General features: G+C 70.5%; 11 protein-coding genes and 2 pseudogenes. 4 read left to right on the forward strand and 9 right to left on the reverse strand.

Annotated features, from left to right (window positions below; genetic code table 11):
* The first annotated feature begins 70 nt into the window (after positions 1-70).
* The gene (locus ACH47Z_RS38315) at positions 71-766 is read left to right on the forward strand and encodes a universal stress protein (protein WP_399082343.1); all 696 of its coding nucleotides are present in this window, start codon (positions 71-73) and stop codon (positions 764-766) included.
* Between the two features lie 76 nt (positions 767-842).
* On the opposite strand, the gene ACH47Z_RS38320 is transcribed toward ACH47Z_RS38315, so the two are convergent.
* Positions 843-1,322: an SRPBCC domain-containing protein gene (locus tag ACH47Z_RS38320; protein ID WP_399082346.1), complete on the reverse strand. Its 480-nt coding sequence runs from the start codon at positions 1,320-1,322 to the stop codon at positions 843-845.
* A 95-nt stretch (positions 1,323-1,417) separates the two neighbouring features.
* Here ACH47Z_RS38320 and ACH47Z_RS38325 point away from each other — a divergent pair, with 95 nt between their 5' ends.
* The gene (locus ACH47Z_RS38325; protein ID WP_399082349.1) at positions 1,418-2,125 is read left to right on the forward strand and encodes a TetR family transcriptional regulator; all 708 of its coding nucleotides are present in this window, start codon (positions 1,418-1,420) and stop codon (positions 2,123-2,125) included.
* Between the two features lie 107 nt (positions 2,126-2,232).
* Here ACH47Z_RS38325 and ACH47Z_RS38330 read toward each other — a convergent pair.
* The 3 genes and pseudogenes from ACH47Z_RS38330 to ACH47Z_RS38340 form a co-directional block, all read right to left on the reverse strand.
* Positions 2,233-2,717: pseudogene (locus tag ACH47Z_RS38330) on the reverse strand (flavodoxin domain-containing protein).
* A gap of 30 nt (positions 2,718-2,747) precedes the next feature.
* Positions 2,748-3,479 carry a CBS domain-containing protein gene (locus tag ACH47Z_RS38335; RefSeq protein WP_399082352.1) on the reverse strand — a complete coding sequence of 244 codons (732 nt, stop codon included), beginning with the start codon at positions 3,477-3,479 and terminating at the stop codon, positions 2,748-2,750.
* A 13-nt stretch (positions 3,480-3,492) separates the two neighbouring features.
* A complete protein-coding gene (locus tag ACH47Z_RS38340; RefSeq protein WP_399082355.1) occupies positions 3,493-6,186 on the reverse strand; it encodes a GNAT family N-acetyltransferase in 2,694 nt (897 codons plus the stop codon).
* A 341-nt stretch (positions 6,187-6,527) separates the two neighbouring features.
* Between ACH47Z_RS38340 and ACH47Z_RS38345 the strand changes: the two genes are divergently transcribed.
* A complete protein-coding gene (locus ACH47Z_RS38345) occupies positions 6,528-8,798 on the forward strand; it encodes a PAS domain S-box protein (RefSeq protein ID WP_399082358.1) in 2,271 nt (756 codons plus the stop codon).
* Between the two features lie 42 nt (positions 8,799-8,840).
* On the opposite strand, the gene gap is transcribed toward ACH47Z_RS38345, so the two are convergent.
* Positions 8,841-9,854, reverse strand: a complete 1,014-nt coding sequence (gap, locus tag ACH47Z_RS38350; RefSeq protein ID WP_399082361.1) for a type I glyceraldehyde-3-phosphate dehydrogenase — start codon at positions 9,852-9,854, stop codon at positions 8,841-8,843.
* Positions 9,855-9,922: 68 nt separating this feature from the next.
* Between gap and ppk2 the strand changes: the two are divergent.
* Positions 9,923-10,726: pseudogene (gene ppk2 / locus ACH47Z_RS38355) on the forward strand (polyphosphate kinase 2).
* A gap of 14 nt (positions 10,727-10,740) precedes the next feature.
* Here ppk2 and ACH47Z_RS38360 read toward each other — a convergent pair.
* From ACH47Z_RS38360 to ACH47Z_RS38375, 4 genes are all read right to left on the reverse strand, one after another.
* Positions 10,741-11,613, reverse strand: a complete 873-nt coding sequence (locus ACH47Z_RS38360) for a universal stress protein (protein ID WP_399082364.1) — start codon at positions 11,611-11,613, stop codon at positions 10,741-10,743.
* A gap of 5 nt (positions 11,614-11,618) precedes the next feature.
* Positions 11,619-12,641, reverse strand: a complete 1,023-nt coding sequence (locus tag ACH47Z_RS38365) for a zinc-dependent alcohol dehydrogenase (RefSeq protein WP_399082367.1) — start codon at positions 12,639-12,641, stop codon at positions 11,619-11,621.
* A 28-nt stretch (positions 12,642-12,669) separates the two neighbouring features.
* Positions 12,670-13,575, reverse strand: a complete 906-nt coding sequence (locus ACH47Z_RS38370; RefSeq protein WP_399082370.1) for a universal stress protein — start codon at positions 13,573-13,575, stop codon at positions 12,670-12,672.
* A gap of 161 nt (positions 13,576-13,736) precedes the next feature.
* On the reverse strand, positions 13,737-14,369 hold the full coding sequence (locus ACH47Z_RS38375) for a hypothetical protein (RefSeq protein WP_399082373.1): 633 nt from the start codon (positions 14,367-14,369) through the stop codon (positions 13,737-13,739).
* Positions 14,370-14,586: the final 217 nt, after the last annotated feature.

The following is a 14,586-nucleotide window of genomic DNA, read 5'->3' on the forward strand; positions in this document are numbered from 1 at the left end:
GGTCCTGAGACGGGCGGCACGGTAGGAGGCGTGAGGACCGGATACGCGTGGGCCAGGGAGGCGGATCGTCATGAGCCGAGTCATCGTTGCCTGCGCAGATGGGGCATACCGCAGTCGTACGGCTGTGGAGTGGGCGGCGTACGAGGCGTCGCTGCGCGACCTGCCGCTTGGGATGGTGTACGGCGCGCCGCCGGACGACTTGAGCACGGTGGCGATGCTCGTGCTGGGCCTGTCCACGGCGGAGGAAGACCCGGCCGGCCAGGCACTGGGCCCGACCGCGTACGCGCTTGCAGCAGCCGCCGCCTGCCCCGTGGTGCTTGTACCGGACGATCCCGTCCCGAGCGCGGTTCCGGTGCGCCGCACCTCACAGGTCACCCTCGGGGTGGACGCCCGTCACCCGGCGGAGCAGACCGTCGACTTCGCCTTCGCCGCTGCTCACGCACGGAACGTGCGCCTGCACGCCGTGCATGCCTGGGAACTTCCCTCCTGCGCCGCCGAGTTGCCGTTCGGCATTCCCGAGGAGGACCGCGGCAGCTGGGAGGACCACGAGGTGCAGCTGCTGGCCGATGCACTGCGACCGTGGCGGGCGAAGTACCCACGGGTGCCAGTGCTTGAGGACGTCGCGCTACTCAGCCCCGTCGAGGCCTTGGTCCACCATGCCCAGGGTGCCGCACTGGTGGTCGTGGGACACGGCTCCGGCGGAGGCGTGGGCCTCGCGCAGGCCCTGCTACGCGAAGCTCGCTGCCCGGTCGCCATCGTGCCGTAGAGCTCCGTAGAGCGTCGTCGGGGTTCGGCAAAAGTGCGGCCCTCGTCCTCACCCGGTGGCGGGCTCAATAAGAGTGTCAGGTCTTGGGCTTGAGGGTGCTTCCGGGGCGGAGATTGCCGTCCTCGTCCAGGTCGTTCAGCACGGCAGGCAGGCCGACGCGCAGCATCTTCTGCCGGACGTGACCCAGGATCTGGGTCATCAGGAGCCCACCCGCACCCGTGAAGCCCGTGTGGTCGTAGGTGAAGCGCGTTCCTGTGTCGTGAGGTTCGATGCGGTAGGTGACCTCGGTGGTCTCGCTGCCGCCGTGGTCGGTCCACGAGTAGCGCAGCAGCCGGGGTTTGTCCACTTCCAGTACGACGCAGTCGACGATGCCGCTCCAGCCGGGCTTGGGCTTGGCGATGAATTGGAACCGGGCGCCGACGGTGGTGGTGAATCCTTCCGGGCGTGCCCCGGCTCCGGTCGCGGTCCATAGCGGTATCAGCCCGGGATCGGTGACGGCATGCCAGACCTTGCTGGGGGAGTGCGGGTAGTCGCGGACGATGTGGATGGCGCTCATGAGGCTCCAGAAGCGATCGGACGAATCAGAGGAGGTACAGTCACTGTAAATTTACAGTAGCAGTAAATATTCTGCTGCTGCACTACCCTGTCGTCATGAGCACGGTCGACTGGACGGCATGGCGCCCGCATGCCGCGGAGCCCGAGGCAGAAGGGCTGCGGGAGCAGAAGAAGCGCCGGCTGCGGCAACGCCTGTCCGATACCGCGACCGAGATGTTCCTGGAGCGCGGCTTCGACGCTGTACGCGTATCAGAGATCGCCCAGGTATGTGGAGTCTCGGAGAAAACGGTCTTCAACTACTTCCCCACCAAGGAATCGCTCATCCTGGACCAGGGTGAGACCACGATGGCCGCCCTGCGCGTCGGCCTGGCCGACACGGACCACTCTCCGGTCGAGGCGGCGCTGCGGATCCTCGCCGGCGAGCTGCGCGCCCTGACCTCCTGGATCGCCGCACAGGACGACCCCGTCCACGCCGCCGCCGTGATCAGGCGCTTCGGCGCGCTGACCAGGTCCACGCCCTCGCTGAGGGCCTACCACCGGGACATGACCGACCGGCTCGTCACCGTCGCAGCCGAGGTGCTGGCCCAGCGCACCCACAGAAGCCCTGACGACCCGGAACCGCAGATCGCGGCAACCGCCCTGCTCGGACTGTGGTCAATCCAGTTCCAAAGCCTCGGGAAACACCTGGACGGAGCCCGCACGCCGACACAGATCCATGAGGCAGTGACCGCCGACGTCCGCCGCGCAGCCAAGCTCATCGACACCGGCCTGACCTCGCTCGAAGGCGCCGCTCCGACCCGCTGACGCGCTCAGCCACAGATCGCGTGAGCAGGGAGGACGGGCAAGCGCGCACGTCTGGGAGCCCCTGGGCACGGGCGAGGTTTTCCACAACCCCATCAACCCCATCAAGATCACGATCTACGGCTGGAGTAGCGCGCGATCCGTGCCGCCCACGCCTCGACCGCGGGAAAGTCGCGGAAGTCGCCGCCCTTGTCATTGCCAAGGATCATCTGTGCGACCCTCCCCTTCGCGCCCTCCAGCAGGCAGCCGCCGAAGGTGACGTGCTCCCTGGCGTCGAGCCGGTCCATGGCGCGCCGCACGCCGGGCCCGGGCGGGATGTCCCGCTCCGAGGCCGAGGCGTCCAGCGGTCCGCTGCTGAAGAACCACAGTGGGCGCTCGGCCAGGGCGTGGCGGTGGCGGCGGACGAAGCTGCGCGCGTCCTTGTGCCAGCGCCCGGCATACAGGGGCCCCCGACGACCACAGCGTCGTACGTCTCGATGCTCACCACCGATGGTGCGGGCCGTGCCTCGGCCGTCAGCCCCTCCTTGCACAGGACCTGGGCGACGGCCTCGGCGATCCGTGCGGTCCATCCGTTCGTCGTCCCGTACGCGACCACACCCGGCCGGTCATGGCGGTCCGCCTCCCCTCACAGCCTGCGCAGCCAGTCATCCGCCACGCCGTGCAGGGCCGGCTCGGCGGGCTGGGCGTGGCTGTCGTCCAGGTGGTAGGTGAGGTTGTCCACCACCGCGACCACGCCGTCGACCTGCCTGGTCAAGGAGACGGCGATCTCCGTGTCACTCTTGCGCTCCATCCGGCCGGCGAGCGTGACAACACCCTCCACCACGAAGACGTCGACGCTCCGGGGCGGCAGCCACAGCGCACGTCCGAGAACCTCCTCGACCACCTCGTCCCGGATCTCGGTGTCGGACCGAAGGAAGACCCGGAGCAGGTCCCGCCGAGTGACGATGCCGACGAGCCGGTCCTCCTCGTCCACGACCGGCAGCCGTTCCACGCGCCGGTGGGCCATGGTCCGCGCGGCCTCGACGATGGTGTCCTCGGCGCGCACGGTGACGGGCGGCACGGTCATCAACTGGCCGGCACTACGGGCCGCCGCCTTGGCGGCCCTCTTCCGTCCCCTGCGTGTCAACGCCACGATCCGGGAGCGACGCTTCGGCTCGTACGGGTCGGGCGTTTCGGCCTGGCGGGCCATCAGGTCGGTCTCGGAGATGACGCCGATCACCTTCTCGTCCTCGTCCACGACCGGCAGTCCGCTGATCCTGCGGTGAGCGAGCAGCCGTGCCACTTCCTTGAAGGGGGTGCCGTAGGAGGCGCGGATGACGTCCGTGGTCATCACGGAGCCGACCTCGTTGTGCTTCATCTCGGGTTCCTCCTCAGCGGAGTCGGCGCAGGTAGGGGTCCTGGGGCCCACGCGGCACCAGCCGCACCCGCGCGTCGAGCACGGAGGCGTCGGCCGTGGTCGCCAGCACGGGGTTGAAGTCGACCTCGGCGAGCTGCGGCAAGTCGGCCGCCATGCGCGACAGGCGCAGGAGCAGCTGCTCCAGGCCTTCGAGGTCGGCCGGCCCGTTGCCGCGGGCTCCGAACAGCAGCGGTGCGCAGCGCGGCGCGGTGATCAGGTCGTGGACGTCGTGGTCGGTGAGCGGGGCGAGTCGTGCGGCGTGGTCGCCGAGGACCTCGGTGGCGGTGCCGCCGAGGCCGAACAGGACGAGCGGGCCGAAGACCTCGTCCTGGACGACGCCGGCGAACAGTTCGGTGCCGCGCGGCGCGAGCGGCTGCACGACCACACCGGTGAGCAGTCCCGCGAACCGGGTGTCGAAGTCCCGGAAGGCACCCCGGACTTGGGCATCGCCCTGGAGGTCGAGGTGCACCGCATGCTGCTCGCTCTTGTGCACCAGTCCCGGCCAGTGTGCCTTCATCACCACCCGGCCGTCCGGGCCGCGCAGCCGCCGGGCCGCGAGGACGGCATCGTCCTCGGTTTCCGCCCACGCCCACGGGATCTGCGGGATGCCGTAGCAGGCCAGCAGGTCGGAGCAGGCGCGCGGGTCGAGCCAGCCACCGTCCGGATGCGCGGCCAGGAAGGTGTCGGTGATCTCCTGCGCACGGGTGGTGTCGATGCCATCGAGCTCCGGGACCGTGCCCACGGGCCGGGCGAGCCAGGCCGCGCGGCGCGCGGCGTGGGCCAGCGCCCGTGCGGCCGCCTGCGGTTCGGCATAGGAGGGGATCGTGCCGCCGTCGGCGGCAGGCAGCAGCCTGACCGGCAGGTCCTGTTCGAGGCGTACCGCGGCAATCGGCTTGGCCCGGCGACCGGGAGCGTCGGTGAGCGCCCGGATCAGATCGTCACCGGTCGCCGCGGCGACCGCCGTGGGTACGATCGCCACCAGGACGGCGTCGACGCCGGGATGGCGCATCAGCCGGTCCAGGCAGTCGGCGAGCTGGTCCTCGGCGACTGCGGCGGTGGCGTCGACGGGGTTGCCGACCGCAGCACCCTGCGGGAGCACGGCGAGCAGGTCGTCGGTCACCTCGGTGGGGAGCGGCGGCAACGAGAGTCCCGCCTCTGTGCAGGCGTCCGCGGCGAGGACCCCGGCACCGCCGGCGTTGGTGACGATCGCGACGCGGGTACCGGCGGGCAGCGGCTGGGAGTGCAACAGGGCAGCGGTTTCCAGCAGTTCGCCGACCGAGCGGGTCGCGGTGATGCCGGCCTGCGTGAACAGCGCCTGCCGGGTCATGGTGCGGGTGGCGGCCGCCGCGGTGTGCGAGGCCGCGGCACGGCGGCCCGCCTCGGTGCGGCCCGCGTCAACGGTCAGCACCGGCATACGGCGCGTCACACGGCGGGCCGTGCGGGAGAACGCCCGCGGGCTGCCGAAGGACTCCAGGTGCAGCAGAGCCAGTTCGGTGCGGCCGTCACTCTCCCACCACTGCAGCATGTCGTTGCCGCTGACGTCGTACTTGTCGCCGAGGGAGGCGAAGGTGGAGACGCCGATGCCGAGCCGGGACAGCCCGTCGAGCAACGCGATGCCGACCCCGCCGGACTGCACGGCGACACCGGCAGTCCCCGGGAGCGGGTGGTCGGCGGCGAACGTGGCGTCCAGACGCAGGTCGGGATCGGTGTTGGAGATGCCGAGGCAGTTGGGTCCGACCAGGCGCATGCCGTGGGTGCGGCACGTGGCCAGCAGCGTGTGCGCCTGGTCGGCGTCGAGGCCGGCGGTGATGACGAGCAGCGCCCGGACACCGGCCTTGCCGCACTCCTCGGCGGTGGCCGGGACCACCGCGGCGGGGACGGCCACGACCACCAGGTCAGGGCTCTTGGGCAGCGCGCTCACGGACGAGTAGGACGGCACGCCGAGGATGTGGTTCACGCTCGGGTTCACTGCGAACAGACGGTGGGTGTAGCCGCCCGCCTTCAGGTGGTGCAGGATCGCCCGGCCCACGGAACCGGGTTTGCGGCCGGCGCCGACTACGGCGACCGCGTTCGGGCGCAGCAGCGGCTCGAGGCTGGCCACGTCGGCGGCACGGCCCCGGGCCTCCACGGCCGACAGATAGGCGTCGTCCGAGTCCAGCTGTATGGTGCAGCGCACCTCGGGCCCCTCGAACCGGCGGGCCGTGCGCAGGCCGAGGTCGGCGAAGAGCCGCAGGATCTGGCGGTTCTCGCTGAGCGCGTCGGCGGTGAAGGTCGTGATGCCGTCGGCACGGGCGGCGGAGACCATGTGCTCGACAAGCAAGGTCCCTACTCCGCGGTGGTGCAGGCCGTCGCAGACCGCGATGGAGATCTCGGCCTCGTCCGTCCCCCCCGCCGTGTCGTACTCGGCGAGCCCGATCACCTGACCGTGCGTCTCGGCCAGCAGGGCCCCGTAGCCGGGGTGCGCTGGAGCGCAGGCCCGGTCGGCGGCCAGGGCGGCGGACCGCGGGCTCAGCGAGAAGAACCGGAGACGCAGGTTCTCCGGGCACATCTCCTCGTAGAGTCCCTGCACCTGGTCGTGGTCGGCCGGGGTCACAGGACGGATGCACACGGTGGTGCCGTCCGCGAGCAGGGCGTGAACCGGGGGTCGGTTGAGCACGGCGTCCGACATCAGGGATCTCCTCCAAGCCTCTCGATGGTTCGAGCATCGGGCGGATCACGACGGGATCCCATGGGCTGTGCGGAGGTCCTTTGAGGGCCGGTCGGCCCTTATTCCCCGGGAGGCGCGTGTCCGTGGATCGCCTCTCTTGCCGTGACCGGACGGACGCCGCCAAGGAACGGTCACCCAGGTCGTCGTCCGCGCACAAGTTCGGGCACTGGGGGCCACTACATGACTTGTCATGACAGAACCGCGTGGTTTGCGTTGGGATGACCTATCTCAACGTGAGCCTGGGGGCGAGGACGAGAATGAACGACTTGATCGATACAGCACCACCTGATCCCGTCTGTACGGTGGAACCTGGCAGGTGCCGGTGCGGCGCCCCGGCTCCCGGTGGCGTTCCGGGTGCCGCCGAGGAGAGGTTCCGGGGGCTGCTGGAAGCGGCTCCGGACGCCATGGTCATCGTCGACGACACCGGCACCATCCGCCTCGTCAACGCACAGACCGAAGCCCTCTTCGGCTACCAGCGCGAAGAACTCCTGGGCCACCCCGTCGAACTCCTCGTCCCCCACCGCTTCCGCACCCACCACACCGCACACCGCAACGGCTACGCCCACAACCAGCAGGTCCGCCCCATGGGCGCCGGACTCGACCTCTACGGACTCCGCAAAGACGGCACCGAATTCCCCGTCGAAATCAGCCTCAGCCCCCTGGAAACCACCGACGGCCTCCTCGTCTCCGCCGCCGTACGCGACGTCAGCGAACGCAAAGCCGCCGAGGAGAGGTTCCGGGGGCTGCTGGAGGCGGCTCCGGACGCCATGGTCATCGTCGACGACACCGGCACCATCCGCCTCGTCAACGCACAGACCGAAGCCCTCTTCGGCTACCAGCGCGAAGAACTCCTGGGCCACCCCGTCGAACTCCTCGTCCCCCACCGCTTCCGCACCCACCACACCGCACACCGCAACGGCTACGCCCACAACCAGCAGGTCCGCCCCATGGGCGCCGGACTCGACCTCTACGGACTCCGCAAAGACGGCACCGAATTCCCCGTCGAAATCAGCCTCAGCCCCCTGGAAACCACCGACGGCCTCCTCGTCTCCGCCGCCGTACGCGACGTCAGCGAACGCAAAGCCGCCGAAGAGCGCATCAATGAGCTTGCCGCGCTGGTCGAATCCTCCCAGGACGCGATCCTCGCGAAGACCCTGGACGGCCGCATCACGTACTGGAACGCCGCGGCGCAGCGGTTGTACGGGTTCACGGCGGACGAGGTACTGGGACGGCACGTCTCTGTACTGGCGCCATCCGCGAGGGAGCACGAGATCACCGCGCTCCTGGAGCGGCTGCGCCAAGGGGAGAAGGTCGAGCACTTCGAGACGCTGCGGCTGACCCGCTCCGGAGAGCTGCTGGACGTCGACGTCACCCTGTGGCCGACCCGGGCAGCGGACGGCTCGGTCGTCGGGGCGTGCGCGATCGTCCGGGACATCAGCGACCGCAAGCGCGCCGAGGCGGAATTGACGGAGCTGTACGAGCAGCAGCGGCACATCGCCCTGACCCTGCAGCGCAGTCTGATGGGCACGCCGCCCGCCATCCCCGGCCTCGCCACCGCGAGCCGCTACCGGCCTGCGACCCAGGGGGCCGGTGTCGGCGGCGACTGGTTCGACCTGATCCCGCTGGGCGCCGGCCGAGTGGGTGTGCTGATCGGTGATGTGATGGGCCGCGGTCTCGAGGCCGCCGCCGTCATGGGCCAACTTCGCTCGGCAGCCCATGCGTTGGCCAAGACGGGGCTGCAGCCGCGGCAACTGATGCAGGCGATGGACACCGTCGTCGCCGATCTTGACGTCCCCGACCAGCTGGTCACCTGCTGCTATCTGGTCATCGCCGCCGACACAGGGGAGGTGACCGCGTGTTCCGCCGGCCACCTGCCGGTTCTCGTCGCCGTCCCCGGTGCACCCACCCGGACGCTGCCCGCACCGGTGAACGCCCCCCTCGGCGTCGGCGGGGTGATCTACGAACAGTGCTGCAGCTCCATCGAGCCCGGCGCCACCCTCGTGCTCTACACCGACGGTCTGATAGAGACCCCCGGAACCGACATCGAGGACAAGCTGGCCCAGCTCGTCGCCACCCTGGACGAGCTCCCGACCGCGGTGCCCGACCTGGAGACCGCCGCCGACCATGTCCTGTCGACATTGCTGCCGGACGCGGACGGCCACGACGACGTCACGCTGCTGCTGACGCAACTGCCCGCGGCTCCGCTGGCCACGGCCACCACGGACCTGCCCGCCACGCCCGAGTCGGTGCCGGCGGGCCGCGACTTCCTCTCCAAGGCACTGAGCACGTGGAACTGCGGCGGCACAACCGACGACGCGCTCCTGCTGCTCTCCGAGATCCTCACCAATGCCGTGCAGCACGCCCAGGGCCCCATCGGGGTCCACGCGTGCCGCACGGACACCGATCTCACCGTGGAGATCAGCGACTGCAGCTCCCACTTGCCCCAGCCGCGCCTCGCGACGGAGGACGAGGAGTCCGGGCGAGGCCTGCTGCTCGTCCGTGCCCTCGCCGACGACTGGGGTGTACGTCCCACGGACGAGGGAAAAACGACGTGGTTCAGCCTCAAGGTGTGAGCACGCGCCGGCGGTCCACGCCTGCCGCGCTCCCTCCCGCCGTCAGTCGCCTGCGACAAGCGCGGTGAGGTCCAGCAGCCGGTTGGTGTAGCCCCATTCGTTGTCGTACCAGCCAAAGACCTTGGCCAAGGTGCCGTTGGCCTGGGTAAGGGCGGCGTCGAAGACGCAGGAGGCCGGGTCGCCGATGACGTCTCGGGAGACGATGGGCGCCGTCGACACGCGCAGGATGCCGTTCAGCGGACCCTCGGCCGCTGCTGCGAAGGCGGCGTTGATCTCGTCGGCCGTGGCCTCGCGGTTCAGCACCACCGTGAGGTCGGTGAGGGAGCCGTCCTCGACAGGCACCCGGACGGCGATCCCGTCCAGCGCACCGGCCAGCTCCGGCAGTACGAGGCCGACGGCGCGGGCCGCGCCCGTGCTGGTCGGGATGATGCTCGGCGCCGCCGAGCGGGCGCGGCGCAGGTCCTTGTGCGGGCCGTCGAGCAGGGACTGGTCGTTGGTGTAGCCGTGGACGGTGGTCAGCAGGCCGCGGTCGATACCGAAGGCGTCGTCGAGGACCTTGACCATCGGTGCGAGGCAGTTGGTGGTGCATGAGGCGGCCGAGATGATCCGGTCGCGCTGCCGGTCGTAGGTGTGGTCGTTGACGCCCATCACGATGGTGGCGTCGACGCCCTTGCCCGGTGCCGACAGCAGCACAGTGTGGGCGCCGGCCTTCAGGTGCAGCGCCGCGGAGTCACGGTCGCGGAAGCGGCCGGCGGACTCGATGACGATGTCGGCTCCATAGTCGGACCAGTGCAGGGCGGCCGGGTCGCGCTCTGCGGTGACGTTGATGCGGCGGCCGTCGACGGTGAGGGAGCTGTCGTCATGCGTGACCTCGCGTCCGATGTGCCCGAACGTCGAGTCGTACTCCAGGAGGTGGGCGAGGGTGGCGGGCGGGGCGACGTCGTTGATGGCGACGACGTGCACGTCCTGCGTGCCCGCCTCCGCGCGGTCGAGGGCCGCGCGGAGATACGTGCGGCCGATGCGGCCGAAGCCGTTGATACCGACGCGTACGGTCATGGTGAGGGACTCCTTTACAGTCGGGGCCTACCGTGGTCCTTGAGTGAGTCGTCGGTGGTGGAGGCGGCATGGCCGGTAAGAAGGCGGCGAAGCTGCCGCGCGAGGTGTATGAGAAGGAACTTCTGCGCCTGCAGACCGAGTTGGTGAAACTGCAGGAGTGGGTACGGGCGGAGGGCGCCCGACTCGTCGTGATCTTCGAAGGGCGGGACGCGGCGGGCAAGGGCGGCACCATCAAGCGGGTCGCCGAGCACCTGAACCCGCGGGTGGCGCGGATCGCGGCACTGCCCAAGCCGACCGAGCGGGAACGCACCCAGTGGTACTTCCAGCGGTACGTGGAGCACCTGCCGGCCGCCGGAGAGATCGTGCTGTTCGACCGGTCCTGGTACAACCGGGCCGGCGTCGAGCACGTGCTGGGCGTCTGTACGAAGGAGGAGTAACAGCTCTTCCTGCGACAGTGCCCGATCTTCGAACGGATGCTGGTGGAGGACGGGATCCTGCTGCGCAAGTACTGGTTCTCGGTGAGCGACACCGAGCAACAGGAGCGGTTCCGGCGTCGCCTGGAGGATCCGCTGCGGCGCTGGAAGCCGTCGCCGATGGACCTGGAGTCGATCATCCGCTGGGAGGCCTACTCGCGGGCCAAGGACGAGATGCTGATCCACACGGACATCTCCGAGGCGCCCTGGTACGTCGTGGAGAGCGACGACAAACGGCGCGCGCGGCTGAACATGATCGCCCACCTGCTGAGCTCGGTTCCCTAGCACGACGTGCCCCCACCGGTCCTGGAACTGCCGCATCAGCCGCCGTCCACCGGCTACGAGCGCCCGCCGCGCGATCTGCGGACCTACGTCCCCGACCACGCGGCGAGCCTGTAAGCCGGGCACATCGCTCACGCCCGGTGCGGTACGACCGCGACGGGGCAGACGGCGTGGTGCAGCACCGCGTGGGCGACGCGGCCCAGCTGCAGGCCGTAGTGGCCCTCGCGGCGCCGGGCCCCGACCACGAGCAGGTCGGCGTCGGCCGAGGCGCCGAGCAGGACCTGGCGGGCGTGGCCCTCGACGGTACGCCGGTGCACCTCGACGTCGGCCGGGACGTCCCGTACAGCCGCTTCCAGCACCTCCGCCGCCTTCTCCTCGTGCAGCCGGGCCGGTTCGCCGGCCAGCAGGGGGTGGTCGGTCGTCTCGTGTGCCGGGCAGCGCCAGGCCCGGACGGCTTCCAGCGGCACGCCTCGGCGCCGTGCTTCCTCGATGGCGAAGCGCATCGCAGCCGCGTCCGCAGGCTCCTCGCCGACGCCCACGACGATGCGGCCGTGCCTGCCGGGTACGCCCCGGTTGTCGTGGCTGCCGCGCAGCACGATCACGGGGCAGTGGGCGTGGCCGGCCACCGTCACGCTGACGGAGCCGAGGAGCGCCTCGGCCAGGCTGCTCCGGCCGCGTGAGCCGAGGACCATGGCAGCTGCGGTGCGGCTTTCCCGTACCAGCGCGTACTCGGGTTCCTCGGGCAGCACGTCGATGGTGACCTTGACGTCGGGTCGGCGGGTGCGGACCCGGCGTGCGGCGGTCTCGACGATGTCCTCGGCCATCACTTGGTCTGGGGGCTTGCCGAGATCGTCCGCGAGTGAGGTGCCTTCGTACCGTTCCCACAGCGAGGCGTACACCAGCCGCAGCGGCAGATCGCGCAGGGCGGCTTCGTCGGCCGCCCAGTCGACGGCCCGCAGGCTCGGCTCGGAACCATCGACGCCGACGACCAGCGGCATTTCCATCGTGCTCACCTTCCCGCGTCCAGGTCAAAGACGATCCGGGCCTTGATGTCGCCGCGCAGCACGGCGTCGATGGACTCGTTCACGGCGGCGAGGGGACGGGTCTCGTAGATGACCTTGGTCCGGCCGGCGGCGTGGAGCTGGAAGACCTCGGCGAGATCCTGCCGCGTGCCCACGATCGAGCCGATCACCGAGGTGCCGTTCAGAACGGTGTCGAAGATCGGGACCTGGATCGTGCCGTGCGCGGGCAGGGCCACCATGACGAGCTTGCCGCCGCGCCGCAGGCCGGAGTTGACGGCCTCGAACGCGGCCGGGTTCACCGCGAGGGCGATCGCGGCGTGGGCGCCGCCGTGCTTCTTCAGCTCCTTGCCGACGTCCTGTTTGCGGGCGTCGATGACGAGGTCGGCGCCGAGCTCGCGGGCGAGTTCGAGCTTGTCGTCGGTGACGTCGATGGCCGCGACGGTGGCTCCGGCGATCTTGGAGTACTGCAGGGCCAGGTGTCCGAGACCGCCGACGCCGGAGATCGCGACGAGCTGGGTGGGGCGGACGTCGGCGACCTTGAGGGCCTTGTACGTGGTGACGCCGGCGCAGGTCAGGGGGGCCGCGTCGAACGGGGTGACGCCCTCGGGCACCGGCTGGGCGAAGTCGGCCCAGGCCAGCATCTTCTCGGCGTATCCGCCGTCGCAGCCGTACCCGGTGTTGATCTGCTGCTCGCACAGCGTCTCCCAGCCGGACAGGCAGTGCTCGCACCGCCCGCACGCCCTGCCGAGCCAGGGCACCGCGACCCGCTGCCCGACGGACAGGTGGGTGACGCCCTCGCCGAGCTTCTCGACGACGCCGACGCCCTCGTGACCGGGGACGAAGGGCGGGGTGGGCTTGACGGGCCAGTCGCCGTGGGCGGCGTGGATGTCGGTGTGGCACAGCCCGGAGGCCTCGACGCGGACGCCGACCTGACCGGGGCCGGGTTCGGGGTCGGGGCGCTCCTCGATGACCAGGGGCTCGCCGAAGGCTCGTACGACCGCTGCCTTCATGATCTGTTCTCTCCTCTGGAGGGACGCGTCAGTCGTGGGCGACGACGGCGACGGGGGCGGTGGAGTGGTGCAGGACGGCGTGGGTGACGGTGCCGATGTGGGCGCCGACGGAGGAGCGGCGGACGCGACGGCCGACGACGACCAGGGAGGCCTCGTGGGAGGCGTCGATCAGGAGGAGCGAGGGGCTGCCGTACTGCGACTGCTCGACGACCTCGACGTCGGGGTACTTCTGCCGCCAGGGGCGCAGCACCTCGCTCAGCATGACGGCGTCGCCCTTCGCCATCTCCCGCTCGACCGCCGGCTCCAGAGCCATGCCATAGGCGTAGTAGGGCGGCGGGTTCCAGACGTGCACGACCCGCAGCGGCACCGACCGGCGCGCCGCGGCCTCGAAGGCGAACCCGATCAGCGCCTCGTCAGGGCTGGCGACGTCGAGCCCGAGGACAACGGGACGGAACGCCGTGGCCGCGGAGGGAATGCCTGCCAGGTCCATCTGATGCTCGTCCGCGGCCTGCTCGCCGGCACGGACCAGGACGACGGGCCGCTCCGTGTGCGCCACGACCGCGAGCCCGACCGAGCCGACCAGGAAGCCGCCGATCCCGCCCAGGCCGCGTGAGCCGAGGACGAGCATCTCGGCGTCCTCGGCCGCGTCGACCAGGGCTTCGGCAGGTCGTCCGGTGAGCTGTTCGGTGCTCACCTCGACGCCCGGGTGGCGCAGCCGCAGTCCCTCGGCGGCCTCGCGGGGAATCCTCTCGGTCCAGTGCTGGTGCGTCTCGGCACCGAGGAGCGGGGCCTGGGCCATGGGCTCGGAGATGGGCTCCCAGACCTGGACGAGCTTCACCGGCAGTCCGCGCAACTGCGCCTCGCGGGCCGCCCATTCCGCGGCGGCGCGGCTCTCGGGTGAGCCGTCAAGGCCGACGGTGATGGTGCGGGGCATGTTCTCCACCTCCTGAATCGGGGCCCGAGGGGACCCGGTTCCAGCGTCGTGTTCGGGGGATCTTCAGGGCAGGGGCCGCTGGTCCTTCGGCGGGGACGTTGGGCCCCGTGCAGGGATCGGCGGGACGGGCCGGGGCGAGGTCCGTCCCGCCGCGTGCGGGGTCAGCGCAGCCAGGTGTGGTCGCGGACGATCGGCAGCCGCGCCCATTGCCGACCCAGGCCCCAGGTGGCGCCCGCGCCTGCTGCCGCCACGGCGATCAGCGCGAGAGCGTAGATCACGTGGTAGTCGGCGAACGGGTTCGTCGACATGCTCGGCGCTCCGTTCGACAGGTGCTTGGCCGGCGGCCACTCGGCGAGCCACATCAGCGCCATCATCGCCGTGCCCGCCACCGCGGCCGGCCGCAGCGCCACACCAGCCATGACGACCACGCCGATGCCGAGCAGGCCCAGCATGAACAGCCAGTCCGCCCACCCGTCACCGGCCCAGGAGTGGAACATCGACTTCATTGGCCCGGCGGCGACGGAGCTGAGGAAGCCCGTCGTCGGCGACCCGCCGTCGATCCAGCCCTTGCCGGAGGCGGTCGCGTAACCCAGGCCGAAGGTCTTGTCCAGGAAAGCCCAGAGGAAGACGAATCCGGTCAGGATGCGCAGGGAGGCGAGGGCGTAAGACTGCGCGGTGTGCGTGCCGAGACGTGCCGACACTGCCGACTTTGAGCCGGAGCCGGTCCGGTGCAGGCGGAAGGCGGCCGACAGGTGGAAGCCCGGGCTCCGGTGAGGGTGCTCGTGCACGGCCATGATGGTGATCCCTTCGGGGATGTATGAGGCGTCGTCTCCTTGACATGTCTCACTCTCGTCCGATGCCTGACGCCACGCCGGATGCCGAAGGTCTCCATCCGTGGGGCTGAACGTCCCTGCATGCGAGGCCCGTTGGGCTTGAGCTGGCGAACCGGGCAGGTGGAAGACCGGCCGAGTGTCGCGGTTGGTCGCGCGGCCATGGATGCTGGGGCCAGGC

The organism is Streptomyces sp. NPDC020192, assembly GCF_044388685.1.
Lineage (GTDB): Bacteria > Actinomycetota > Actinomycetes > Streptomycetales > Streptomycetaceae > Streptomyces.